This is a genomic window from Companilactobacillus jidongensis, from assembly GCF_003946575.1.
Lineage (GTDB): Bacteria > Bacillota > Bacilli > Lactobacillales > Lactobacillaceae > Companilactobacillus > Companilactobacillus jidongensis.
In genome coordinates, this window is sequence record NZ_RHOP01000028.1 from 1 (window position 1) to 22393 (window position 22393).

At 36.9% G+C, this 22393-nt stretch carries 23 protein-coding genes and 4 pseudogenes; 15 read left to right on the forward strand and 12 right to left on the reverse strand.

Annotation, left to right across the window (positions count from 1 at the left end):
* Nucleotides 1–332: 332 nt before the first annotated feature.
* The 5 genes from EKM68_RS12790 (at nt 333) to EKM68_RS12805 (ending at nt 3774) form a co-directional block, all read left to right on the forward strand.
* Nucleotides 333–923, forward strand: coding sequence for a WxL domain-containing protein (locus EKM68_RS12790; protein ID WP_125591203.1), 591 nt, complete (start codon nt 333–335; stop codon nt 921–923).
* Nucleotides 924–989: 66 nt separating this feature from the next.
* Nucleotides 990–2078 carry a DUF916 and DUF3324 domain-containing protein gene (locus EKM68_RS12795; protein WP_125591204.1) on the forward strand — a complete coding sequence of 363 codons (1089 nt, stop codon included), beginning with the start codon at nt 990–992 and terminating at the stop codon, nt 2076–2078.
* Between the two features lie 474 nt (nt 2079–2552).
* Nucleotides 2553–2840, forward strand: a complete 288-nt coding sequence (locus EKM68_RS13880) for an SGNH/GDSL hydrolase family protein (RefSeq protein ID WP_373278811.1) — start codon at nt 2553–2555, stop codon at nt 2838–2840.
* A gap of 21 nt (nt 2841–2861) precedes the next feature.
* Nucleotides 2862–3059 (forward strand): SGNH/GDSL hydrolase family protein, encoded by a 198-nt coding sequence (locus tag EKM68_RS13885; RefSeq protein WP_377769489.1) that lies wholly within the window; start codon nt 2862–2864, stop codon nt 3057–3059.
* A gap of 160 nt (nt 3060–3219) precedes the next feature.
* Nucleotides 3220–3774, forward strand: a complete 555-nt coding sequence (locus tag EKM68_RS12805) for a recombinase family protein (protein WP_033615067.1) — start codon at nt 3220–3222, stop codon at nt 3772–3774.
* Between the two features lie 515 nt (nt 3775–4289).
* Here the strand turns inward: EKM68_RS12805 and mobQ are convergent.
* Nucleotides 4290–4709, reverse strand: a pseudogene (gene mobQ / locus EKM68_RS12810) (MobQ family relaxase); the annotation flags it as partial.
* 1301 nt (nt 4710–6010) lie between these two features.
* Between mobQ and EKM68_RS12820 the strand changes: the two are divergent.
* The 3 genes from EKM68_RS12820 (at nt 6011) to EKM68_RS12835 (ending at nt 8057) form a co-directional block, all read left to right on the forward strand.
* Nucleotides 6011–6940, forward strand: coding sequence for a replication initiation protein (locus EKM68_RS12820; RefSeq protein WP_125591206.1), 930 nt, complete (start codon nt 6011–6013; stop codon nt 6938–6940).
* 276 nt (nt 6941–7216) lie between these two features.
* A complete protein-coding gene (locus EKM68_RS12830; RefSeq protein WP_062913471.1) occupies nt 7217–7783 on the forward strand; it encodes a DUF536 domain-containing protein in 567 nt (188 codons plus the stop codon).
* A complete protein-coding gene (locus tag EKM68_RS12835; protein ID WP_125591207.1) occupies nt 7719–8057 on the forward strand; it encodes a hypothetical protein in 339 nt (112 codons plus the stop codon). The genes EKM68_RS12830 and EKM68_RS12835 overlap by 65 nt, the downstream gene beginning before the upstream one ends.
* Before the next feature lie 343 nt (nt 8058–8400).
* Here the strand turns inward: EKM68_RS12835 and EKM68_RS12840 are convergent, their stop codons facing one another.
* On the reverse strand, nt 8401–8781 hold the full coding sequence (locus tag EKM68_RS12840) for a DUF4430 domain-containing protein (RefSeq protein ID WP_125591208.1): 381 nt from the start codon (nt 8779–8781) through the stop codon (nt 8401–8403).
* Nucleotides 8782–9236: 455 nt separating this feature from the next.
* Nucleotides 9237–9569, reverse strand: coding sequence for a VanZ family protein (locus tag EKM68_RS12855; RefSeq protein WP_158298625.1), 333 nt, complete (start codon nt 9567–9569; stop codon nt 9237–9239).
* A 358-nt stretch (nt 9570–9927) separates the two neighbouring features.
* On the opposite strand from EKM68_RS12855, the gene EKM68_RS12860 reads away from it, so the two are divergent.
* From EKM68_RS12860 to EKM68_RS12885, 6 genes and pseudogenes are all read left to right on the forward strand, one after another.
* Complete coding sequence (locus EKM68_RS12860) at nt 9928–10518, forward strand: WxL domain-containing protein (protein ID WP_125591211.1); 591 nt, start codon at nt 9928–9930, stop codon at nt 10516–10518.
* A 66-nt stretch (nt 10519–10584) separates the two neighbouring features.
* Nucleotides 10585–11673: a DUF916 and DUF3324 domain-containing protein gene (locus EKM68_RS12865; RefSeq protein ID WP_125591204.1), complete on the forward strand. Its 1089-nt coding sequence runs from the start codon at nt 10585–10587 to the stop codon at nt 11671–11673.
* 553 nt (nt 11674–12226) lie between these two features.
* A pseudogene (locus EKM68_RS12870) lies at nt 12227–12652 on the forward strand (acyltransferase family protein); the annotation flags it as partial.
* Nucleotides 12653–12813: 161 nt separating this feature from the next.
* Nucleotides 12814–13395 (forward strand): recombinase family protein, encoded by a 582-nt coding sequence (locus EKM68_RS12875; RefSeq protein WP_003636336.1) that lies wholly within the window; start codon nt 12814–12816, stop codon nt 13393–13395.
* Between the two features lie 475 nt (nt 13396–13870).
* The gene (locus EKM68_RS13890; protein ID WP_164509455.1) at nt 13871–14101 is read left to right on the forward strand and encodes a fructose-bisphosphatase class III; all 231 of its coding nucleotides are present in this window, start codon (nt 13871–13873) and stop codon (nt 14099–14101) included.
* Nucleotides 14019–14567 (forward strand): annotated as a pseudogene (locus EKM68_RS12885) (fructose-bisphosphatase class III); the annotation flags it as partial. The gene EKM68_RS13890 and the pseudogene EKM68_RS12885, both read left to right, overlap by 83 nt.
* A gap of 96 nt (nt 14568–14663) precedes the next feature.
* Here EKM68_RS12885 and EKM68_RS12890 read toward each other — a convergent pair.
* From EKM68_RS12890 to EKM68_RS12905, 4 genes and pseudogenes are all read right to left on the reverse strand, one after another.
* Nucleotides 14664–14855, reverse strand: a pseudogene (locus EKM68_RS12890) (transposase); the annotation flags it as partial.
* 252 nt (nt 14856–15107) lie between these two features.
* Nucleotides 15108–15362, reverse strand: coding sequence for a hypothetical protein (locus EKM68_RS12895; protein WP_053085050.1), 255 nt, complete (start codon nt 15360–15362; stop codon nt 15108–15110).
* Complete coding sequence (locus EKM68_RS12900) at nt 15355–15711, reverse strand: hypothetical protein (protein ID WP_041501693.1); 357 nt, start codon at nt 15709–15711, stop codon at nt 15355–15357. The genes EKM68_RS12895 and EKM68_RS12900 overlap by 8 nt, the downstream gene beginning before the upstream one ends.
* Nucleotides 15711–16532 (reverse strand): ParA family protein, encoded by an 822-nt coding sequence (locus EKM68_RS12905; protein ID WP_041501694.1) that lies wholly within the window; start codon nt 16530–16532, stop codon nt 15711–15713. The genes EKM68_RS12900 and EKM68_RS12905 overlap by 1 nt, the downstream gene beginning before the upstream one ends.
* Before the next feature lie 1040 nt (nt 16533–17572).
* Between EKM68_RS12905 and EKM68_RS13605 the strand changes: the two genes are divergently transcribed.
* On the forward strand, nt 17573–17740 hold the full coding sequence (locus EKM68_RS13605; protein WP_164509456.1) for a hypothetical protein: 168 nt from the start codon (nt 17573–17575) through the stop codon (nt 17738–17740).
* 468 nt (nt 17741–18208) lie between these two features.
* Here the strand turns inward: EKM68_RS13605 and EKM68_RS12910 are convergent, their stop codons facing one another.
* The 5 genes from EKM68_RS12910 to EKM68_RS12935 all read right to left on the reverse strand — a co-directional run bounded on the left by EKM68_RS12910 (nt 18209) and on the right by EKM68_RS12935 (nt 22125).
* Entirely contained in the window at nt 18209–19138 is a 930-nt protein-coding gene (locus EKM68_RS12910; protein ID WP_125591214.1) for an IS30-like element ISLpl1 family transposase, read from the reverse strand.
* A 342-nt stretch (nt 19139–19480) separates the two neighbouring features.
* Complete coding sequence (locus EKM68_RS12920) at nt 19481–20065, reverse strand: histidine phosphatase family protein (protein WP_071665518.1); 585 nt, start codon at nt 20063–20065, stop codon at nt 19481–19483.
* On the reverse strand, nt 20062–20823 hold the full coding sequence (locus EKM68_RS12925) for an adenosylcobinamide-GDP ribazoletransferase (RefSeq protein ID WP_125591216.1): 762 nt from the start codon (nt 20821–20823) through the stop codon (nt 20062–20064). The genes EKM68_RS12920 and EKM68_RS12925 overlap by 4 nt, the downstream gene beginning before the upstream one ends.
* A 16-nt stretch (nt 20824–20839) precedes the next feature.
* On the reverse strand, nt 20840–21598 hold the full coding sequence (locus EKM68_RS12930) for a hypothetical protein (RefSeq protein ID WP_080952785.1): 759 nt from the start codon (nt 21596–21598) through the stop codon (nt 20840–20842).
* A gap of 14 nt (nt 21599–21612) precedes the next feature.
* Nucleotides 21613–22125 carry an ECF transporter S component gene (locus EKM68_RS12935; protein ID WP_125591217.1) on the reverse strand — a complete coding sequence of 171 codons (513 nt, stop codon included), beginning with the start codon at nt 22123–22125 and terminating at the stop codon, nt 21613–21615.
* Nucleotides 22126–22393 lie beyond the last annotated feature (268 nt).

Below are 22393 nucleotides of genomic sequence, written 5' to 3' on the forward strand. Positions count from 1 at the left end.
CGACCATTAAAAATACATCATCAACAGACTGCCATTGAAAGATTCCGGGCTTGTTCGGATTAAACTTGTAATTTGCCCATTATTAATTGAATTAAAAATATTGCAATAATTTATAAATTCTTCCTTAAATACATATTTTTGAAAACTAAATTTCAATTATAAGCATTTTTATCAAAACTATCACAAAAAAGTAGTAATAACGGAACTTTAACAAATCTTTTGAGAGCGTAAAATATCTTGTTTATTTATCCAAAAAAATATATAATGTACGCAGAGATTGAAAGAAATCTCTATCATAGCGACCAACAGTCGTTTATGAGGGGGAAAATATTATGAAAAAACTCGTAAGAAATAGCATGTTAGTAGGCGCAGCTGTTTTAGGAATTGGTTCGTTAGGTGCAGTCGCTCAAGCAGCAACAACACCTGCACCATCAGTTACAAGCACATCCACGGCCGATATTACGCCTGGAAAAATCACTTTAAGTTCGGCCCCTAGTTTTCAATTTGGTACAGTAGCAGCTTCAGCAAACGATATTTCATATACATCAACTTCCACATCAGGAATCTTGGATATCGCTGATGCTGGTACTGGTACTGGATATACTGTAACTGTTGCAGCATCACCATTCACGGCAACAGGCGGCGCAACCTTAAAGAATGCACAACTATTATTAGATAATAAAGAAACAGATCCTATTAAAGCAGATGATGTTGATAATGTATCAACACCTCCAACACTTGTCGCAAATCTTTCACTATCAAGTTCACCAGTAACTGTTGTTAGTGCTGCAGCTGGTAGTGGTGTAGGTGCCTATACTGGAACATATGGTTCTACTGATGCCTCACTTAAGGTTCCAGCTGGTAATATTGGCGGATCCTACAGTTCAACCTTAACATGGACGTTAGCTAATGCACCTGCTTAAATATAAAAATTGAGGGCTTGTAACTTAATTGTTGCATGCTCTCTTTTTTCTTCGGGAGATGATATTTTGAAGAAGCGTATTTGGATTTTCATGTTGTTTTTAATTAGTGTTATAACTTTTGGTTGTTTAGGAACCCAAGATGTTTCGGCCGCCACCTCAGAAGCTCAACCAGCAGTGACTTATAATATTGTGCCAGAACTTTCAAATAATCAGATCGATAAAAAAGTCGGTTATTTTGATTTGAAAGTGACGCCAAATGAGAAGTTGCAAGCTAAATTTAAGATTAATAATAACGATACTAAAACGCATACTTATACTGTAATGGTGAACCGGGCATCTACTGATACCAATGGGGTAATAGTCTATAACGAACATAATGTTAAAGCTGATTCATCTTTGAAATATGATATTGAAAAATTAGTTACATATCCTAAGAGTGTTACTGTTGATGCAAAATCTTCTACAGAAGTAGTTGTGAACATTAATGCTCCGAAAGGAAATTTTGATGGCGTATTGTTAGGTGGTATCTTTATCGAACAAGATAATCAAGTTAGCAAGAGTAATGCTAAGGGTGTAACGTTAAAAAATAAGTATAATTATGTTCTAGGCCTACAATTGAGACAAAATACTGACACAGTTGATCCAAATTTAAAACTGATCAAAGCATATGAAGATACTCAAAATGGACAAATTTCAGTCAATGCACTATTAGATAATGATGTGCCAAGATTGGAAGAAAAAGTTGATATCAAAGCAAAGATAACTTCAGAAAATGATAGTAAGAATGTTATTTTACAATCAGAGAAATCAAATATGTCAATTGCCCCAAACAGTTACTTTACTTATCCTATTAATGTTAATACAGTTATCGGTGCTAACAAGGATAAGAGATTAAAGTCAGGGACTTATATGATGTATTTGGATGTTAAGGCTAACAATGGGCAAAATATTTGGAAGCTTCAACGGAAATTTACGATTACTGACAAGCAAAGTCGTGAAATCAATAAGAAGACGCCAGTTAAGAACAGTCATACTAAATCCATTATGACTATCGTTGAAACAATTGCTGCAATTATAGTGGTTGCAGGGTTAGGTGTGTTTGGTATTACAAAAAACATAAAAAGTAAAACGAGATACGAAAAACATAAAAAGTAAAACGAGATACGAATAAAAGAATCCAATAACTCACTTTTGGGGTTCTTACTCAAATTTGGTTAAAATGTGAATGTGCTTAAATTCCCGTCTTCCGCAAGAATTAGAAATGTATTGGAACGCGATGGATCTCCAAAATCAGCCTTATTGTAAGTGGCAAAGCCGCCAACAATAATCACATAGCTGAACACATTTCCAATTTGTACTCCAGACTAAATAATTTTCCATTTAGTTTTTTTGTGGCAAGTATGTTTAATACGTAATTTTGTAAAATAAAAACGGCCTCTATTAAGAGATTCAAGTAAAGGATCTATCTTGAATACTTAATGGAAGCCGTTTTTTTTTGTATTCCTATTAGAACACATTGATGAGAACTGTACCTGAGACGGAGAGCGTAAAATATCTTGTGTAAATGGTAGATTGTAATAATAATTATCTGAATAAGGGACATTTTTACCAAAACACTTGGTAGCTGGAATGTTAGAAAAGCACTGCCCTGCGGCGATGTGTACCATCTATTTAGGCATGCTATTAAAAAAATGGCAAAGCTTAAAGATTAAGGGCGATCGGACGATGAACTTGGCGTATAAAGTCATGATGAACCAGCAGCGAAGCTATACGTTACGGCAGTACGCGGTGATTTGTATTGGGACCAACGCGCTGGATGATTACGAAGAGCAAACCATGAAGATCATTCATGACTTGGAGCCGGGGCACAAGTTGATTCTGATGACACCTTATAATGCCCCGGCCGATGCTGACTGAAATTCATCAAAGTTGGCCGTTTTGGAACGGCGTCTGCCAGCTAAGTATAAGTTCATTATGATTGCCGACTGGGGCAAGATTGCGGCGCAACATCCAGAAGTCTTCAAAGGGATAGATGGCGTACACTTCGGTGGCATTCGGGCTGGTGATATTTTATACGCCAAGGTAATCAATCAGGCACTACAAGTGGCTAAGCATTCCCCTGTTAAAGAGGATTAGATAAAAATATTTCTTGACGTTTTGAATATGTGATAATTAAAGTGTTTAAATGGAACGAACCAGGTCACAACTTAACAGTTGTGGCCTCTTTTTTGATACTGTATAATTAAAGGGTTAGAACCGTGTCACTACTTAATGACATAAGTAAGGAGATAAAAAGATGAAATATGGCTATGCGCGGGTCAGTACCACTGATCAAAAATTAGCAAATCAAATTGAGTTACTAAAATTGGCAGGAGCAGAAAAAATCTTTCAAGAAAAGTTTACCGGCACAACTACCGAACGACCGGAGTTTCAAAAACTGTTGCGCGCTCTAAAAACAGGTGATACTTTGATTGTCACTAAGCTGGATCGGTTTGCACGGAACACGCGCGAGGCCTTAGCCATTATCCAAGAGTTGTTTAAAGAAAATGTCAAAGTCAACATTTTGAATATGGGCTTAATTGACAATACGCCGACTGGCCAATTAGTCTTTACAATATTTAGCGCCTTTGCGCAGTTTGAACGCGATATGATTGTCACGCGCACACAAGAAGGTAAATTGTATGCCAAGCAACATGATCCGTTGTTTCGGGAAGGGCGACCGAAAACGTATTCTGATGAACAGATCAGATTTGCTTATGAGTTGCGAAAACAAGGCATGACTTATAAGATGATTGAACGAAAGACGGGGATTAGTAAACGCACGCAACAGCGAAGGTTTAAGTCGATTTAAAAATAGGTGTTTTAAGAATTGAATGTTTAATTAATCACGTACAACGGGGATTGCCGCTTTATTAAACAGTTGTGAGAGAAATTTATTTAGGGATTTTAGGCACTATTTATACCTGTTGTGCTATTGAGGTTAGTTGTGATAAGGATTAATTTGTACTACAAAAGGCCTACTCAATTGTTAGTTGAGCAGGCCTTTTGTGGGTATTTTGATTAGAGCTATTAACCCTATGCTAATTATAGGGCTTAGCTTTCAAATGGAACATACTATTATCCAAATTATGATTTGTTAAGGTGGTGTTGTCATAGTTACTGAATTGAATCAATTGGGCAGAAACAAGAAAAATTTAACTAAGACCATGGACACCATTCAAAATTAATGGAACGTCATCCTAAATCTATTGCCAATGGCGGGAATTGTTGATTTTTATTTATGCCAACTCGTGACCACATCTTATCATTGGATGGTATGAATGATGTTGACAGAAAAACTAGCATTAGAGACCTCCTTATTATATGGCGATTGGTTAACATCACATGTGCGTGCGGATTGTCTGAGTGATCGCGATGAATTGCTACGTCAGCTACCATACCTTGATCGACAAAATTTTCTTGCACATATTTTGTCAGTAATTCTTTCTGTTCGGATTCACTTAATTCTACCGGTAAAGCCACGTTAAATTCTTTTGCATACCGTGAGTTTGATTTACGATCGTTCTTTTCAACTTCATTCCATAATTTTTCTCGATCACTGGCCCATTCTGGTGCATTTTTTGGGGTTAAAATAAAGCTTTCTGGAATTACCGATCGGGCATAGAAATATCGGCGACCTTCTTTATCATCAAATAATTTTTCACCACTTCGATAAGCCGCACTGGCAATCGCACTTCGTCCTTTTCCAGCACTAATATTACTAAAACTCATATGAAAAATTGCCATGTAAGTCACCTCTTTACTTTGATTCTATGGGTTTTCTTCTGTTGTCGACATCGGCGACTTCTAATACAGGTTTTTTGGGGGTTAGCACAACATAGAATTTATTCTATGTGTAAGTGCGCATTGACCTCGTTTCACTCGGTCTGCTGATAACCACAAAATCAATTTCTGCTGTTGTTGAATTGACTATATTTTTAATTCAATTTATGTTTGCACCTAACTAAGATTGTTATATTTTAAATATTTAAAAAGTGTTGCAGATTACGCTGTTTTAAGCCAAATTTTTTTTAATTGCTTTATGCAGAGAATCTTCATAAACTTGGCAACACAATTTGAATAACTAATTTTAAGAACTGCGTATCTAAATTGAAATTATTATTTTGATGTTAGGAGTAATTAAGATGGACTAAAAGAAAGTATTAAAACCAATTGATGAAATGCTTGCTGATCCTTGGCAAGTTGATATTCAAGAATTGTTTGAAGCTTCTGTCAATGAACCTAACGAGATTAAAAAGAATTTGTATGATTCCTTATACACTTATATTTTGCAAAAAAGACAAGAAGATATTATTAATCGTCCTGGCTTCGTTATTTAGCCCTCTAAGAGCCTGCTGAGGGCTTTTTGTTTTGCTTTGGTATAAATGTATATGAATAGTCTTAAAATTGCTAGAAACGAAAAATAAGGCCCTAAAAAACGAACATAGCAGCTAAGTTCTTGTTAAGATTCAAAAAAACTAACTGTTTGCTGTCAATGGTAGCGGACGAGCAAAGCGTGGGAGCATAAGGAATTGACAGCTCTTAACCAGTCTTAACACTGAATTGGCGAAAGCTAAAGTTTCTATAAAACTTTGCTTTCCTGCCTAACGGCGAGTGAAAAAGCGGTCAAGCTGGCTCAGCTTGGACGGGGTTCGGGGCGTCAGCGCCCGAATTAATGTGGCTTGCCACACCTTTTAGGCAACGAACAGAGTGAGGCGCAAGGAGCATAGCGACTGGAGTTTAATGTGAGCCGGTTTTTGGCTCACTCCTTTGTGTTTTTTGCTTCTAGGTTTTGCCCTCGTACAGTGGTGCCTCTTTTAAATCTCTTTTATAAACCTCTTTTAAACCTCTTTTAAGGGTATGTTCCACGTTACTCTCCCAAGCGTTTCACAAATGTTTAGGGGTCCAATTGTCTGTTTATGGGGGTCCAATTGTCTGTTTATAGGGGTCCAATTGTCTGTTTATGGGGGTCCAATTGTCTGTTTATGGGGGTCTCGTCTTGAGGTTCCGGCCTTGATATGATAGCCTCTGATTTAGGAGGTGGTTTTTTGAGCAACGAACTAGTTAAATATGACCCTGAATTAAATACCATTCCGTTACGTAAATTTACCCCAGTTGAAATGAATTTATTTTTTTCAATTATTTCTCGTATGCGTGATAAGGGAGATCAAACAGTCCGTTTTTCTTTTGACCAATTAAAAGAACTTAGCAACTATAAGCCGACTGCGAATAAAAGATTTATTGATGATATTGAGAATACATACCAAAAAATCCTCGGTCTTAGGTTTGGTTGTAGAAGTAAAGATGGGCTTGATAGAGAAATGTTTGTCATGTTCACTCGATTTGAGATTAAGGGTTCAGCAAAAGTCCCTTATGTTGATATTCAAATTTACCCCAAGGCATTGAAACTTCTAAATAATCTTGAAAGTTGGGTTCGATATGCTTTAACAGAGTTTAGAGATCTAAAGAGTAGTTATGCAAAAACAATGTTTCGTCTCCTTAAACAATTTCGAACTACTGGTTATGCTTACTTTTCCAAAGCAGATTTTGATGAGTTGCTTGATATTCCAAAAACTTATCGGCAAGGCGACATTAACAAAAAAGTGATAAAACCAATCAAAGAAGAACTTACCCCCCTATTTCGTGGGCTAACTGTCCGAAAGAAATACGGTAAAGGGCGCGGAAAACCAGTTATTGGCTATTCGTTTACCTGGAAACCCGAAAAAAAAGACGCTAACGACTTCTCACAAGGTCAATTTCAAGATGAACGTCAAAAACTCTTTAATATTCAGCATAATGGTGAATTAACAGAGCAGGAAAAATGGCGTGCCATTGACAAGGTTAAGGGGTTAACTTTAGGCTCTACTGAGAAACAAGCATTGGCTGATAAACAGGCCGAGCACGATAAAAAAATAAGAGATCAAGCAAGACAAGAAGCACTTGCTGAACTCCGAAAGGGGTTTGGAAATCATGCCTAAAACTATTAGGGAACTTGCTGATGAGTTTGGTGTATCAAAACAAGCCATTAGGGAAAAAACTAGATGCAAACTTTAGTTGTTGTTAATTCGGGATATTTGCTGTTAAAGCAACATTCATTGGTGGCAACAACCAGAACCAAATCAATTATAGTTTAGCTTGAAGATTGATACCTAAAGAAAACCAATCGACAACCAAGTTTAAGTTTTACTTGTCGATTGGTTTTCTTGTCGTTTTTAACTTATAATTTAAGGCGGATTAATTAGGCGGTGAAACTATTGGGCAAGACTATTCGGCAACTTTCAGAAGAATTTAAATTGTCAAAACAAGCTATTAATCAACGTATTAATAGCATTAATGGCTTTCGAAGCAAACACACTTACAAAGTTAAAAACCATCTAGAAATAGACAACCAAGGCGTTAAAATGCTTGCTAATTTTGACAAGCAAAAACGACAAGAACGACAACCAAATCGGCAAGCTGAAAACGACAAGGACAAAAATATTGATCAGATCTTGCTGAAGCAACTTGATGTTAAAGATCAACAAATTGCAAATTTACAACAAGCCTTAGATCAGCAGCAAAAATTACAGATAGCAACGGTTGCAGAGAACCATCGATTAAAAGAACACGTTCAGAAACTGAGTGGCTTGTTTGAATCTTCTAGTGCTACTCATCAGCAACAATTAAACGACAAGGACGATACCTTGACGAATAGTTCTAATACCAGTCACATCAAGGATAAAAACGACAATCAAAATGAAAATAAAGTTGCTGAATATGGTAATAGACAAAAGAAAACATTTAAGAACAACACCAATAATAGTTGGTGGCATTTTTGGTGACAATCAGTGGCAGCAAGGCTCTGGATCTGTAGATGAAAAAATATTTGGATTTGTAAACAAAAGGCGTTTATATCAAAATGGTTTTAACCAATTGAGTCACGAGCCCAAACCTACTGTTGAATTTTCAGCATTATTTAATTCTTCATGGTGGATATATGGGTTGAAAAATACTATGGAAAATAATGATCTTGAAAAATATCCTAGAAAAAATGAGAAACAATATCAAGATTACTTTGATAACCTAAGAATAGATGGAGTGAAAATATTTTTTTGACAATTATGATTATTGGTGGTTTGGACTTTATTATTAAGAGCTCTATACAGGCATGCTTATTATGGATAGTGGCATTAATAGAGGTTCAGAAGGGCGAGAACAGATTTCATATGGGCATTCGCTGTTCATACAATAATAGCCGTTTCGTTAACAGCGACTAAATTAATCGATTTGTTAAAAATGATATTAATCTGGGATTTAGGTTATCCGATTTGTGAAAAAAGTGGTTGTATTGATCCTTAAAAATTAAATAAAAAGGTAGATTGTAAAATTACTTATTTATGCAAAAAAATATGAGATAAGGATATTGAATTTATCCTCATCTCATATTTTAATTTAATCATTAACCGTTATATTTTGATAATTTGAAAACAACTTTGTCTTTGTTGTGTAATTTCTTTTTGTCAGCTGAAACGTTAACTTGTTTGCCATTAACAGTGAATGTCCAGTAAATTTTCTTCTTGTTATTTTGTTTGTGACCGTCGATAGCTGTGATAAAGCCGCCTTTGTCGTTAACTTTCCAGCCTTTTTTAAGACCATCAGTAACAGTGGCATTCTCTTTCAATGTGATAGTTTTCTTGGCAATCTTCTTTTTATTCTTCTTCAAAGTGTAAGTAGCTTTGATATTCTCGGAAGACTTAGCTTGAACGGTTGTTGCAGTTGCTGGAGCGAATACCCCTAGTAACATTAATAATGACAATAAAAATGCTGTAATCTTTTTCATTATTTTCCTCCTCGATTTGTACAACGATTTTTATTATAACAAAGAAAAGGCAGACGAAAATAATAATTTAAAAATCATCCAATTAAATAAGGCACAAAAAAGGATGCTTAAGGATAAAGAAATATATAATCATTTCAATTTAGAAAATATTCCCAGTTCCATCAAAACGGAGCTAAACAAGATAGTGCATGACATCGATGACTAATACTTTAACACCAAACAGAAAGGGGCTATGAATATATAGGGGCTATAATTAACAAATAACCCCTTGAAAAGACCGGTAAAACAGCCCCTAACAAATCAACTTGGTTTGTTAGGGGCTGTTTTTTAGATTATACCCTATTGGTCTTTTTTGATCCATTATCAATGGCTTTTTAAATTAGGGCCTAGTACTTTTGGAATGGAAATACTTTCCAACACCAAAAATTCTAGACCCAAATAAATTTACCTACGGGTTATTTATCAATTAACTTTGATAGATAATAACCAACTACAAATCCTAAAGTATTAGCAAGCACGTCATTTATATCTACCCAACGATGTGTTATTGCCAAATTGTCTGTTATAAATTGAATAAATTCGATAGTGAATCCAATAAGGATTCCAGTTGTAATCACATGAGAAATTTTGAATTTGGGAGAGAATAAAATATAGGTAAATATTCCTAAGGGACAAGTCATAATGATGTTTAGCCAGAATCCTAATTGATCTAATTCTTGAAAGGGAATGTAAGCAACTGGTGCCTTACCAATCATCATAAAGCTAATAGCTTGATTTGACGATGGCAATTTAATAGGTAAGGTTGGGTTAAAACATAAAAAACAAATTGATAATGCTGAAATTCCTAATAATAACCAGGCAAATAATTTTGAAATATGGTTAATAATTCATCATCTACTTTCATTATTAATTGAATTAAAAATATTGCAATAATTTATAAATTCTTCCTTAAATACATATTTTTGAAAACTAAATTTCAATTATAAGCATTTTTATCAAAACTATCACAAAAAAGTAGTAATAACGGAACTTTAACAAATCTTTTGAGAGCGTAAAATATCTTGTTTATTTATCCAAAAAAATATATAATGTACGATGAGATTTATTTCATAGCGACCAACAGTCGTTTATGAGGGGGAAAATATTATGAAAAAACTCGTAAGAAATAGCATGTTAGTAGGAGCAGCTGTTTTAGGAATTGGTTCGTTAGGTGCAGTCGCTCAAGCAGCAACAACACCTGCACCATCAGTTACAAGCACATCCACGGCCGATATTACGCCTGGAAAGATCACTTTAAGTTCGGCCCCTAGTTTTCAATTTGGTACAGTAGCAGCTTCAGCAAACGATATTTCATATACATCAACTTCCACATCAGGAATCTTGGGTATCGCTGATGCTGGTACTGGTACTGGATACACTGTAACTGTTGCAGCATCACCATTCACGGCAACAGGCGGCGCAACCTTAAAGAATGCACAACTATTATTAGATAATAAAGAAACAGATCCTATTAAAGCAGATGATGTTGATAATGTATCAACACCTCCAACACTTGTCGCAAATCTTTCACTATCAAGTTCACCAGTAACTGTTGTTAGTGCTGCAGCTGGTAGTGGTGTAGGTGCCTATACTGGAACATATGGTTCTACTGATGCCTCACTTAAGGTTCCAGCTGGTAATATTGGCGGATCCTACAGTTCAACCTTAACATGGACGTTAGCTAATGCACCTGCTTAAATATAAAAATTGAGGGCTTGTAACTTAATTGTTGCATGCTCTCTTTTTTCTTCGGGAGATGATATTTTGAAGAAGCGTATTTGGATTTTCATGTTGTTTTTAATTAGTGTTATAACTTTTGGTTGTTTAGGAACCCAAGATGTTTCGGCCGCCACCTCAGAAGCTCAACCAGCAGTGACTTATAATATTGTGCCAGAACTTTCAAATAATCAGATCGATAAAAAAGTCGGTTATTTTGATTTGAAAGTGACGCCAAATGAGAAGTTGCAAGCTAAATTTAAGATTAATAATAACGATACTAAAACGCATACTTATACTGTAATGGTGAACCGGGCATCTACTGATACCAATGGGGTAATAGTCTATAACGAACATAATGTTAAAGCTGATTCATCTTTGAAATATGATATTGAAAAATTAGTTACATATCCTAAGAGTGTTACTGTTGATGCAAAATCTTCTACAGAAGTAGTTGTGAACATTAATGCTCCGAAAGGAAATTTTGATGGCGTATTGTTAGGTGGTATCTTTATCGAACAAGATAATCAAGTTAGCAAGAGTAATGCTAAGGGTGTAACGTTAAAAAATAAGTATAATTATGTTCTAGGCCTACAATTGAGACAAAATACTGACACAGTTGATCCAAATTTAAAACTGATCAAAGCATATGAAGATACTCAAAATGGACAAATTTCAGTCAATGCACTATTAGATAATGATGTGCCAAGATTGGAAGAAAAAGTTGATATCAAAGCAAAGATAACTTCAGAAAATGATAGTAAGAATGTTATTTTACAATCAGAGAAATCAAATATGTCAATTGCCCCAAACAGTTACTTTACTTATCCTATTAATGTTAATACAGTTATCGGTGCTAACAAGGATAAGAGATTAAAGTCAGGGACTTATATGATGTATTTGGATGTTAAGGCTAACAATGGGCAAAATATTTGGAAGCTTCAACGGAAATTTACGATTACTGACAAGCAAAGTCGTGAAATCAATAAGAAGACGCCAGTTAAGAACAGTCATACTAAATCCATTATGACTATCGTTGAAACAATTGCTGCAATTATAGTGGTTGCAGGGTTAGGTGTGTTTGGTATTACAAAAAACATAAAAAGTAAAACGAGATACGAAAAACATAAAAAGTAAAACGAGATACGAATAAAAGAATCCAATAACTCACTTTTGGGGTTCTTACTCAAATTTGGTTAAAATGTGAATGTGCTTAAATTCCCGTCTTCCGCAAGAATTAGAAATGTATTGGAACGCGATGGATCTCCAAAATCAGCCTTATTGTAAGTGGCAAAGCCGCCAACAATAATCACATAGCTGAACACATTTCCAATTTGTACTCCAGACTAAATAATTTTCCATTTAGTTTTTTTGTGGCAAGTATGTTTAATACGTAATTTTGTAAAATAAAAACGGCCTCTATTAAGAGATTCAAGTAAAGGATCTATCTTGAATACTTAATGGAAGCCGTTTTTTTGTATTCCTATTAGAACACATTGATGAGAACTGTACCTGAGACGGAGAGCGTAAAATATCTTGTGTAAATGGTAGATTGTAATAATAATTATCTGAATAAGGGACATTTTTACCAAAACACTTGGTAGCTGGAATGTTAGAAAAGCACTGCCCTGCGGCGATGTGTACCATCTATTTAGGCATGCTATTAAAAAAATGGCAAAGCTTAAAGATTAAGGGCGATCGGACGATGAACTTGGCGTATAAAGTCATGATGAACCAGCAGCGAAGCTATACGTTACGGCAGTACGCGGTGATTTGTATTGGGACCAACGCGCTGGATGATTACGAAGAGCAAACCATGAAGATCATTCATGACTTGGAGCCGGGGCACAAGTTGATTCTGATGACACCTTATAATGCCCGGGCCGATACTGACTGAAATTCATCAAAGTTGGCCGTTTTGGAACGGCGTCTGCCAGCTAAGTATAAGTTCATTACGATTGCCGACTGGGGCAAAATTGCGGCGCAACATCCAGAAGTCTTCAAAGGGATAGATGGCGTACACTTCGGTGGCATTCGGACTGGTGATATTTTATACGCCAAGGTAATCAATCAGGCACTACAAGTGGCTAAGCATTCCCCTGTTAAAGAGGATTAGATAAAAATATTTCTTGACGTTTTTGATATATAATGATTAAAGTGTTTAGATAGAGTAAAGCGGGGCCATAACTTAACAGTTGTGGCCTCTTTTTTGATGCTGTATAATTAAAGGGTTAGAACCGTGTCATTACTTAATGACATAAATAAGGAGATAAAAAGATGAAATATGGCTATGCGCGGGTCAGTACCACTGATCAAAAATTAGCAAATCAAATTGAGTTACTAAAATTGGCAGGAGCAGAAAAAATCTTTCAGGAAAAGTTTACCGGCACAACTACTGAACGACCGGAGTTTCAAAAACTGTTGCGCGTTCTAAAAACAGGCGATACTTTGATTGTCACTAAGTTGGATCGGTTTGCACGGAACACGCGCGAGGCATTAGCCATTATCCAAGAGTTGTTTAAAGAAAATGTCAAAGTTAATATTTTGAACATGGGCTTAATTGATAATACGCCGACTGGCCAATTAGTCTTTACAATATTTAGCGCCTTTGCGCAGTTTGAACGCGACATGATTGTCACGCGCACACAAGAAGGTAAATTGTATGCCAAGCAACATGATCCGTTGTTTCGGGAAGGACGACCGAAAACGTATTCTGATGAACAAATCAGATTTGCTTATGAGCTGCGAAAACAAGGCATGACCTACAAGATGATTGAACGAAAGACGGGGATTAGTAAACGCACGCAGCAGCGACGGTTTAAGTTAATTGAGAAACCAAGTGATACTTCTAAAATCTAAGACAGGTGAAAGATCATGAAAAGGATATTTTAAATTATTTCCTATTTTGACTGATTTTTAATAATCGTGTGATGCCCCTAATAGTTTGATGTTTACCGTGTATTGTAAAGTGTTTATATACTATAATTTAAAAAGTGTTCTGGACGATTAATATTCGTATTTGGTCACCAGATAGCTGGCGTTTTTGCTTGAATCTAAAACAATTTATCAGGGATAGTCGAATTAGCTTATGATCATAATATTGTTTTTAATCCGATAACGTTGTTAGGAATCAATAAAAGCATCATCATCACTTAGAAAACGTTAACTGTCCTTGGAACTTTGACAGCACGCTTGATCGATATGATAGTTCTTTCTAGTTAGTCATTCTATGGTAAGATGATCATCGATTTTTAATAACTTAATTTACAAACGAAAAGTCATAACAATGAGTATAAAAATAAAAGTCATCTGTCAAAAGGGAAGAAAAAATATTATGTCAAACAGAATAAATAAATACAAGACTGTTGCTTCAATTACAACAGAATTGATTAACCTGGAATCTATTTTGAAATTACCCAAGCCAACCGAGGCCTTTATGAGTGATATTCATGGCGAATTTAATGCATTTCAACAGACAAGACAATCTGTCTATGGATTTGTTGTGGTATATGTGGGCTGGCCCCAACTCCCCATTATTTGGCAAACAAAATATGACTACATTTGAGCGTTACTTTATCGCTGATAAGGCTACACACAATGAAAACCCAAATCCATACTATCAATTGCGACATAATGAGAAGTTTGTAAGAAAGTTATTGGGGGCATTCGGGCTTGACCCGGATACTAGTCATGTCGTAAATGGTCATACACCGGTAAAAAAGGGAACTTCGCCTATCATGGCAAATAAGAAGATGGTGGTCATTGATGGTGGCTTTTCACGACCATATCAGAAGGTGACCGGCATTGGTGGGTATACGTTGCTCGATAATTCATTTGGTATGCAGTTGGTCACACACGAGCCATTTATTTCTAAAGTAGCAGCAATACGCGATTTAACTGATATTGTGTCGACTAAACGAGTCGTAGAGACTGAAGATAGGCGGCGTACCGTGGCAGAAACTGATATAGGTCGCGAAATACAAGTACAAATTGAGGAGTTAAAACAGCGACTTCAAGAACTGAAGAAATAATGGCCCTGAGGCCAATTATGTATAATGGCTGTTCGTCAAATCAAGTTGATGGCGGTTCAAGTTAACAGTTAGACCATAAATGGTCTAGCTGTTTTTTTATTTGGCTGATGAGCTTGCTCGAAGCCAAAACATTTGAATATTTATACGTTCAGTAAAGTTGTTCCAACTACGATATCCATAGGCACTACTTTTTATCTTTTTTATTCTTCCAATGATTCCCTCTAAAAATCCGTTGGAATATTTAAGCTTCAGTGCATTTAATACTTGTTTACGATATTTTCTTAATGATGGGCAAATTACAAGTTTAATCAATGACCATTAAAAATACATCATCAACAGACTGCCATTGAAAGATTCCGGGCTTGTTCGGATTAAACTTGTAATTTGCCATGTTAAAAAATAAATCTCTTTAACAATAATTGTTTCAACTTGATATTGAATAAATTTCAAAATGCACAAATACCCATCATCTATTAATTTAGGTGGTGGGTATTTTTTGCTGTTTTTAATGGAATATAGAAATAAAAAACAAAATTTTTCTTATAAAATAGTGTCCTTTAGAGTTGAATATCTACGCCTGTCCTCTGAAGATAGATATTTTTTATAATTGTCTACAAGTAGTTGTATAGTCTCATAATCAAATTTTATTTTTTGTATCATTTTAATTGTGTCAAGGTCTGCTTTAATGTCTTTATTAATTTTAATAGATACTTTTTGATTAGCAAAACCCTTTTTATTGTGGGCTTTTCTAGTTTCAACGAAGTCTATATCTCCATCTATATGATATTTAGTCATTGCTTTCGTCCCTAAGCTTGTTATTATTTTTTATTGCTTCAACGTTATTTCTAACTAGCTTTTTACTTTGTGATGGTAGCTCTTGTATGTATTGTTCCATAACATCATTTACTACTTCATACATTTTTTTATTTTGAATACTTGCAATCGTTGAAATAGCAGAGTGTGTATCTAAAGGAAGTCTAATCGATTTAGGTAAATCTTTTGACGTTAATCTTCGATTAGGATGAGTAAGTATTTTTTTATTAGGCATACTTCTTTTCTCTTCTACAGAGTTTTCTGGAGAAATAGTAATAGGCCGTTTAGTTTTATTTTTTCGAAATGCCTCTAATCCAATTTTATCTGTCATTATTCTTTTCCTTCCATTTCAATCAAATTCATGCGTTCAATTAACTCATTGACTACCTTTTTGTAAACGTCGTGAACCCGTCTATCATTAATATCTTTAACATTATCAGTTATTCCAGTTCTATCAAATCTCTTTAACCGCGCCATTTGTTTAATTCTACTTTTAAATATATTCTGTTCACCAAAACTATTTATTGCATCAGTAATTATATCTAAATCTAAGTCTGAACCATTTTGTTGAAGTACTGGAAGTACGCCTAATAAATCTAGGTCTAGATTATAATCATCTTGAAGTTGTAAAAGATGTTCAATATATTTTTCAGCACCCTTTAAGGCTCTTTCTTGAGTTTGCAAAATTACTACCACATAGTTGCTACTTACTAGTGCACTATCTGTAAATTTATTTAGCTGAGGTGGAACATCCATAATAATATAGTCATAATCTTTTTTTATTGGTTCTAACAAAGTATTGAAATAATGGTCTTGAGAATAGTCATCTTCAAAGTTTGAATAAAGAAATTTTTCATAACCCTGTAAGTCTTCATAGGAAGGAAGCAAATCTAAATTATCTTTTATACTAATTAGAGCACCTGATAATTTTTTGCTCTTTATAGATTCAAAGAGTGTTTCTTTAAATACTGGCTTCTGTTGGTACACGCTGCTCATTGTATTTAGAAGTAAGTCTGTTGCATTAGCCTGTGGATCCAAATCCACGATGAGGACACGCTTTCCCATTTTTGATAGAGTGTAGCTAAACATTACGGCATTGGTCGTTTTACCTACACCGCCCTTAAAATTACCTGTTGTTATAACTTTTGTCATAATTAATCTCCAAGTATAAAATTATAATTTTATAAATTTCCAAAATTATATTTTTATAAAGTTATAATTTTCCATTTTTATAAACTTATAAAAATATAACTTTATAAAAATATAATACAACTTTTTGTGCTGATTAATCAAGTCTATATAGTTAATTTTATTTTTAGTATAAAAGTATAAAAGTATAAATTTCCAAAATTATAAATTTATAAACCTATAATTTTATAAATTTATAATTTTATAAAATTGGAAATTTATAAAATTATATCTTGACAGTTTTATAAAAATAAAAAGTTTTATTGACTGATGTAACAAAGATGCGTTATATTTAAGACAACAAAAAAAGGAGCTCCGATTTCTCGAAACTCCCTTATAAAAGAAAAATCGCCACCAACGCCAATTGGTGACAACCTGAATAGCAACATTAATATGTAGGTTCATTGTATAATCGTTTTCCTCGATTGTCAATGCGATTGATTCTAAAAACGTGGAAGCCAAACCACGAGGAATAATGTGAACCCAGCTTCTGGTGAATTGAAGCCAGTGACAGTCGTTGAGGGAAGCGTGAAAACAAATAGACAGGGGAGCCATCTACTCGCCACCGCAAAAAGAAAAATAGGTCCTCACGTGAATAACTGTATCACTCGCAGGCGTGGGGCAGCATGGTGCTAGCTGGTAGACTCGAAGCTACTATATAATAGCACAGGGCGGTAAAACGGTTGAAACCACTGATCATAAGGTGGTGGAGACGGTATTACTCAATAGTTATAATCAAACAAATATAAATAAAGATTATGACGCCAATAAGGGCGTTTTTTTATTGGTCTGAAACGCAGTTTCAATATTAAGTAATGTGTTGGACACAACACGCAAATGAGTGACAAAGTGAGACTCGTGAGAACTGACGAGCTATAATTGATTTGTATCCTATCCTTAAATTTAAGGGTACAAATCTGCGTTCAACAGCGATCAAACCTCTAAGCTAACGTGGGTAAAGCAACAAATAAACAAAAAAATATATGATTGGAGATCTATTTATTATGGAAGATGAAAGAGAACAAGCTTTGGAAAGAAGAAATAAATATTTAATTGAAGAGAAAGGTTATGTCAAATGTGCGGCTTGTGGAGATTTAATAAAACAAGGAACCTACGGATATGATATAGAAATGTGTGGGAATTGTCAGGAATATCAAATGAGAGAAAGATAGTCGTTTTTCACAAAGAAAGGGAAAGACTGAATCCCATTAAATCAACATTCCTGACCTATACCAATTATTCTTCACAAACTTTCAAAAATGAAATGCTGATGTACCAGTAGTTAGAGGCCTAACTTCGCTTTATGTACATTATGTTAACTAGAAATTGGTATACAAAAAAGCCATCTAAGAAGGTATTATGAGGGTATCTTCTTGGATGGTATTTCTTATGGATGTATTCCCGGAAAGGAATGTAATTATCATAGCATTTAGCGAATTGATCGGCAATGGTAATTAGTATTGCACTTGATAGTGCGGATGATTTTATATGCTATTGTTCTATTATTTCTGATGATTTGAGTGTTTCGTTCCCATTTTCTTTATTCTTGATGTACAAATTGATTACTTTTAATATTTTATGGTTTCTATCAACAACCACAATTTCTTCAAAAATATCATATGTTTCGGTAGATTGCAAATTTAATCCGAATTTTTGGACAAATTGGTCAGCATAACCTGATACGGTGTTTTCCAGTCAAGTATTTTAAGCGGTCTCTGGTTAATTTGGAGTAACGTCGTCGTTAAATCTTGAGCACTAATGTGCTCAAAACGAGTCCCCTTAGGATAAAAATAACGTAAATTCCGATTAAAGCGTTCATTACTACCACGTTCAGCTGGCGTATAAGCATGACAGTAATAGGTCTTAATACCATATTGTGATTCAAGTGATACTAGCCCACTAAACTCAGTACCACGGTCCACAGTAAAACTGTGCACCGGTCCATTAAAAGTTGTTAGGAACTTAGTTAGGGCTTCATTAAAAGTCGCTGTCGTCCGATCTTTTAACCGGTATGCCCAAAGGAACCGTGATTTGCGATCGATTAAAGTTAATAAAACTGCCTTACTATGCCCACGAGGACCAACGACTGTATCTAGTTCAAAATCGCCGATGCGATTACGTTGATTAATCATCATGGGACGCTGTTCAATCGATCGCCCCAAAGATTGATTATATTTGGATCGTTGGTCAACGTTACGCCGTTGGCGTACGCCATGTTCAGGTAGATCATTCAAGGAGAAATCAATTCTCCCCTGATTTAGCCAATTATAAATAGATTTAGTAGCTAGTTTAAATTCGTGAGCAATCATTCCTGGTGACCAGCTTAGACGTAAATGGTTGAGAATTTTTTGCTTTAACTCATCGCTCAGTTTAGTTTTCCGACCACATCGTGATCGCTTGTATTCGGCATCTGTTTGTGCTAATTCAGCCTGATAAGGTTGACATCGAGATAATTCATAAGAAATTGTTGACGGTGATCGGTTCAGCCGAACGCCCATTTGGATATTGGACAGCCCTAGTTCACAAAAGGTTTCGATTTTAATTCGTTCGGAATAGGTTATACTAGACAAAAGATCAGCTCCTAAAAGATGGGTTTGTGGTAAACACCATTTTAAAGGAAGCTGATCTTTTTTGTCCGAACAGCGTTCGGATTAATTTTACAATCTACCGAAAAGGTAAACGCGGTTCTGAATGTCTCTTAAAACCTGTCTCAAATATTGACTTCAATCCAACTTCATTCGTTGGCCTTATTGTGATCCTGGGATTAGATTTAGTTATGTAATGGCCGCAAATGATTAATTATACTCAAAAGCAGATTTCAACTTTTCATGCCATTCCTGGTTACTCACTGAAATCTGCTTTTTGGTTATCATTTTAAAATTAATCAACTAACCTGGCATTTTCAGGCTTTGCTAGTCATTAAGACTCACCAACGACACACCACCGTCTCCCGTCTCAAAAACCGAATAACAGCCCGCTTTAAAATCCACCGACCAAAAGTCGCCGCCGGTCCAATAACGGTACAGCGTTCGCAACACCCCCTGATGCGCAACCACTAACAATGTACTGTTTGACGGCAGCGTTTCCCGATAATGGTCGAGGGCGGTCGTCACCCGTTTTTCAAATACTCGGTATGGTTCGGCGCCAGCGGGGGTGACATCAAACGGCGCCTGCAGCCAAGCCGCCCAGGTTGTTGGATCCCGAGCTTCTACCTGGTCAGCGTTCAAACCTTCCCAGATTCCAAAAGGCATTTCGTCAATGTCCTTTTCGATAATCTGTTTGGTTTGCGGATGATATTGCATGATTGCGTCCATGGTTTGCTGAGTCCGTTTTAAATCACTGCGGATTGCGTAATCGATCGTTGTGGCCTTCAGCTTATCGGCAAGCTCTCTCGCCTGCCTGAGTCCCAAGCCATCCAATTCAATATCCGTACGTCCATAATATTTCTTTTCTTTGTTATATTGCGTCTCACCGTGGCGAGTCATTAATAATTTCATCCAAAAGCCCTCACTAACGCTGTTACTACCAATAAAAACGCGACTTGAGCCAGCTCACCATACGCACCAATTGTGTCACCGGTAAAACCGCCCAGTTTATGCGTGATGTAGTGCCGGTACCAAAGAGCTCCCAGGACCACTGCGAGATAACCGCAGAGGCCGAAAGTCCCTAACAGACCACCAAGTACCAAAATCGAAAAAAGCTGAGCGATCATGATTTGCCAGGTGGCAACACCAGTCCAGAGATTACCAAGCCCCTTCGTTTTGCCAGCATAAACCATTTTGTAAAATAACAGCGCCATGCCGGTCTTGGCCACCATGGTCGTACAGGCCACCAATGAAACGAATTGCCAGGCCGCCAAATACTGACTGCAGACAACCCCGGCACCCATGACAATTGCATAGAAATAGATCAGGGCCAGACTTCCCATGGTGCCAATCCGGCTGTCCTTCATAATTTCTTTGATCCGGTCCACCGTCCGCGATGAATAAAGACCGTCGGCAGTGTCGGCCAAGGAATCCAAGTGAAAGCCGCCGGTTAGAACCCCATCGGCCACCCAGAATAAGATCCAAGCAAACCAGCTGGGAAATACCAAGGTCATCAGCCAGAAAAAGAGGGCCTCGAGGCAGCCAATCAAAAATCCAAACAGGGTAAAATAGCGGATGCTCTTCTTGAACTTTGCCGCTGCATCCGGTATTTCATACGGAATGGGAATCCTGGTGAAAAATTGGGTTAACAATATCAATGAACCAAACATAGAATCAATGCCGTCCTTAATCTGAGTTTTGGTGAAGCTGAGCAATTTCGGTCAGCTCGGGAAATTGCCTTTCAAATAATTGACGTTTATCGGCCACCACGGCAACTAGTAACACGGTCGCCGGTCCGGCAGATTGTGTAAATTCAGCATCCGCCAGGTCAACCACGGCGGAAATTTTTGCGGTATGGGTGGCGGCCATCTGGGCCAGTTCGTTGGCAATTCCCTTTGAGCCCACCGGCAGCATATCCACCACTGCTGGGGTGGCGCGAATGGTTCGAACCTGATCGTAAGAAAAAATCGTTGCCAAATGGGCTTTGACCGCCTCCCCAACGTAGGGTGTTCCAAGCTGATAAACGATCAGAGAGTCATCGATCGATGTCGTGGGAATATCTTTCCGATTAATTTGGCCAATCACGGTCACCCCAATCGCCGTTGTCCGGGTCGGCATATTATCTTCGGTACTACCATTCAATGGAATATCGTAAAATCCAGCCTTGGTTAATTCACGCTTAAGTCCCTGAATCACCCGACGGCCAGTTGGGACCATTTCGTTGCCAACCGTGTCAACGACGGCAATTGGCCGGGCCCCAAAGCACAGCAGCTCCAATAGCGGTACCCGCAGTGAATACGCCGCGGTAATTGCCGAATCAATTTGAACGGCGTCCAAGGGCTTCTCACCAATCCCCGCACTGCTGTCACAGGCAATCACCAGCGCTGTTGTGGGACTCGTTGGCACCACCGATAAATCACGAAATCGTGGGTTCATTTGGTTCATTTAATCGGCTCCCCCTATTTCTGCGGCGTCAGAAACGGCGCATCCTTCACTCGATGGGGCAGTGCCGCATAAATCACTTCACAAACAATTAAGTTTAGAATCGTTGCGATGGTCAGTGGAACAAAGAACGCCCAAACCGCCTGCTTCATAAGCGGATAAAGAAGCACCAACTCGATTGGCACATTGATCGCGTAGCCCAGCACGTCAGAAGTCAGCACGCCCTTCAGCGTATCCTTGCCCAACCATTTACGAACCAGACCAAATATCAGCATGCAAATCCCCATGGCAACGCCAATAATTAAATGAATCGGCAACGTCAGAGGAAACCCCGCCAACGCGGCGGACACCAGGTGCCCGAATAATCCCAACGTTGCGCCAAACCACGGGCCTAGCAACACTGCTCCTAAGAATGCCGGGGCTGAATCAAAGGCCACTGAGCCCATGATTTTGACGTTTGCGCCAATCACGCAGAGCGCCAAGAGCATGGCGGCTAGGGTGAGGAGCTTCAGTCGATCTGATTGTGTCATAATTGCAAAATCCTCCTCATAATAATCAATCTTAGTTCCTTTTCAATTGTATCAGAGATGGGTGGGGATATTTAGCTTTATTTCAAAATATCCTTCCCCCTAAAGTTCCAGCATAGTGTAAGCACCACACAAACACAAAAACTGAACCAGAAAGGGATCTAGACAAGTTCTTACACAATTATTAGCGTATTTAGTTAAGATAATAAAGCTTCAACAACAATTTATTTTGATTCTAATGACCCAACTGGCAAATATTTATCTTCATTCC

What these genes read in the sequence shown, in the direction of transcription:
- EKM68_RS12790 (WP_125591203.1), top strand. Translation starts at nt 333, where the DNA reads ATGAAAAAACTCGTAAGAAATAGCATGTTAGTAGGCGCAGCTGTTTTA.
- EKM68_RS13880 (WP_373278811.1), top strand. Translation starts at nt 2,553, where the DNA reads ATGTTAGAAAAGCACTGCCCTGCGGCGATGTGTACCATCTATTTAGGC.
- EKM68_RS12805 (WP_033615067.1), top strand. Translation starts at nt 3,220, where the DNA reads ATGAAATATGGCTATGCGCGGGTCAGTACCACTGATCAAAAATTAGCA.
- EKM68_RS12835 (WP_125591207.1), top strand. Translation starts at nt 7,719, where the DNA reads ATGGTAATAGACAAAAGAAAACATTTAAGAACAACACCAATAATAGTT.
- EKM68_RS12840 (WP_125591208.1), bottom strand. Translation starts at nt 8,781, where the DNA reads ATGAAAAAGATTACAGCATTTTTATTGTCATTATTAATGTTACTAGGG.
- EKM68_RS12860 (WP_125591211.1), top strand. Translation starts at nt 9,928, where the DNA reads ATGAAAAAACTCGTAAGAAATAGCATGTTAGTAGGAGCAGCTGTTTTA.
- EKM68_RS12875 (WP_003636336.1), top strand. Translation starts at nt 12,814, where the DNA reads ATGAAATATGGCTATGCGCGGGTCAGTACCACTGATCAAAAATTAGCA.
- EKM68_RS13890 (WP_164509455.1), top strand. Translation starts at nt 13,871, where the DNA reads ATGTCAAACAGAATAAATAAATACAAGACTGTTGCTTCAATTACAACA.
- EKM68_RS12895 (WP_053085050.1), bottom strand. Translation starts at nt 15,362, where the DNA reads ATGACTAAATATCATATAGATGGAGATATAGACTTCGTTGAAACTAGA.
- EKM68_RS12900 (WP_041501693.1), bottom strand. Translation starts at nt 15,711, where the DNA reads ATGACAGATAAAATTGGATTAGAGGCATTTCGAAAAAATAAAACTAAA.
- EKM68_RS12905 (WP_041501694.1), bottom strand. Translation starts at nt 16,532, where the DNA reads ATGACAAAAGTTATAACAACAGGTAATTTTAAGGGCGGTGTAGGTAAA.
- EKM68_RS13605 (WP_164509456.1), top strand. Translation starts at nt 17,573, where the DNA reads ATGGAAGATGAAAGAGAACAAGCTTTGGAAAGAAGAAATAAATATTTA.
- EKM68_RS12920 (WP_071665518.1), bottom strand. Translation starts at nt 20,065, where the DNA reads ATGAAATTATTAATGACTCGCCACGGTGAGACGCAATATAACAAAGAA.
- EKM68_RS12925 (WP_125591216.1), bottom strand. Translation starts at nt 20,823, where the DNA reads ATGTTTGGTTCATTGATATTGTTAACCCAATTTTTCACCAGGATTCCC.
- EKM68_RS12930 (WP_080952785.1), bottom strand. Translation starts at nt 21,598, where the DNA reads ATGAACCAAATGAACCCACGATTTCGTGATTTATCGGTGGTGCCAACG.
- EKM68_RS12935 (WP_125591217.1), bottom strand. Translation starts at nt 22,125, where the DNA reads ATGACACAATCAGATCGACTGAAGCTCCTCACCCTAGCCGCCATGCTC.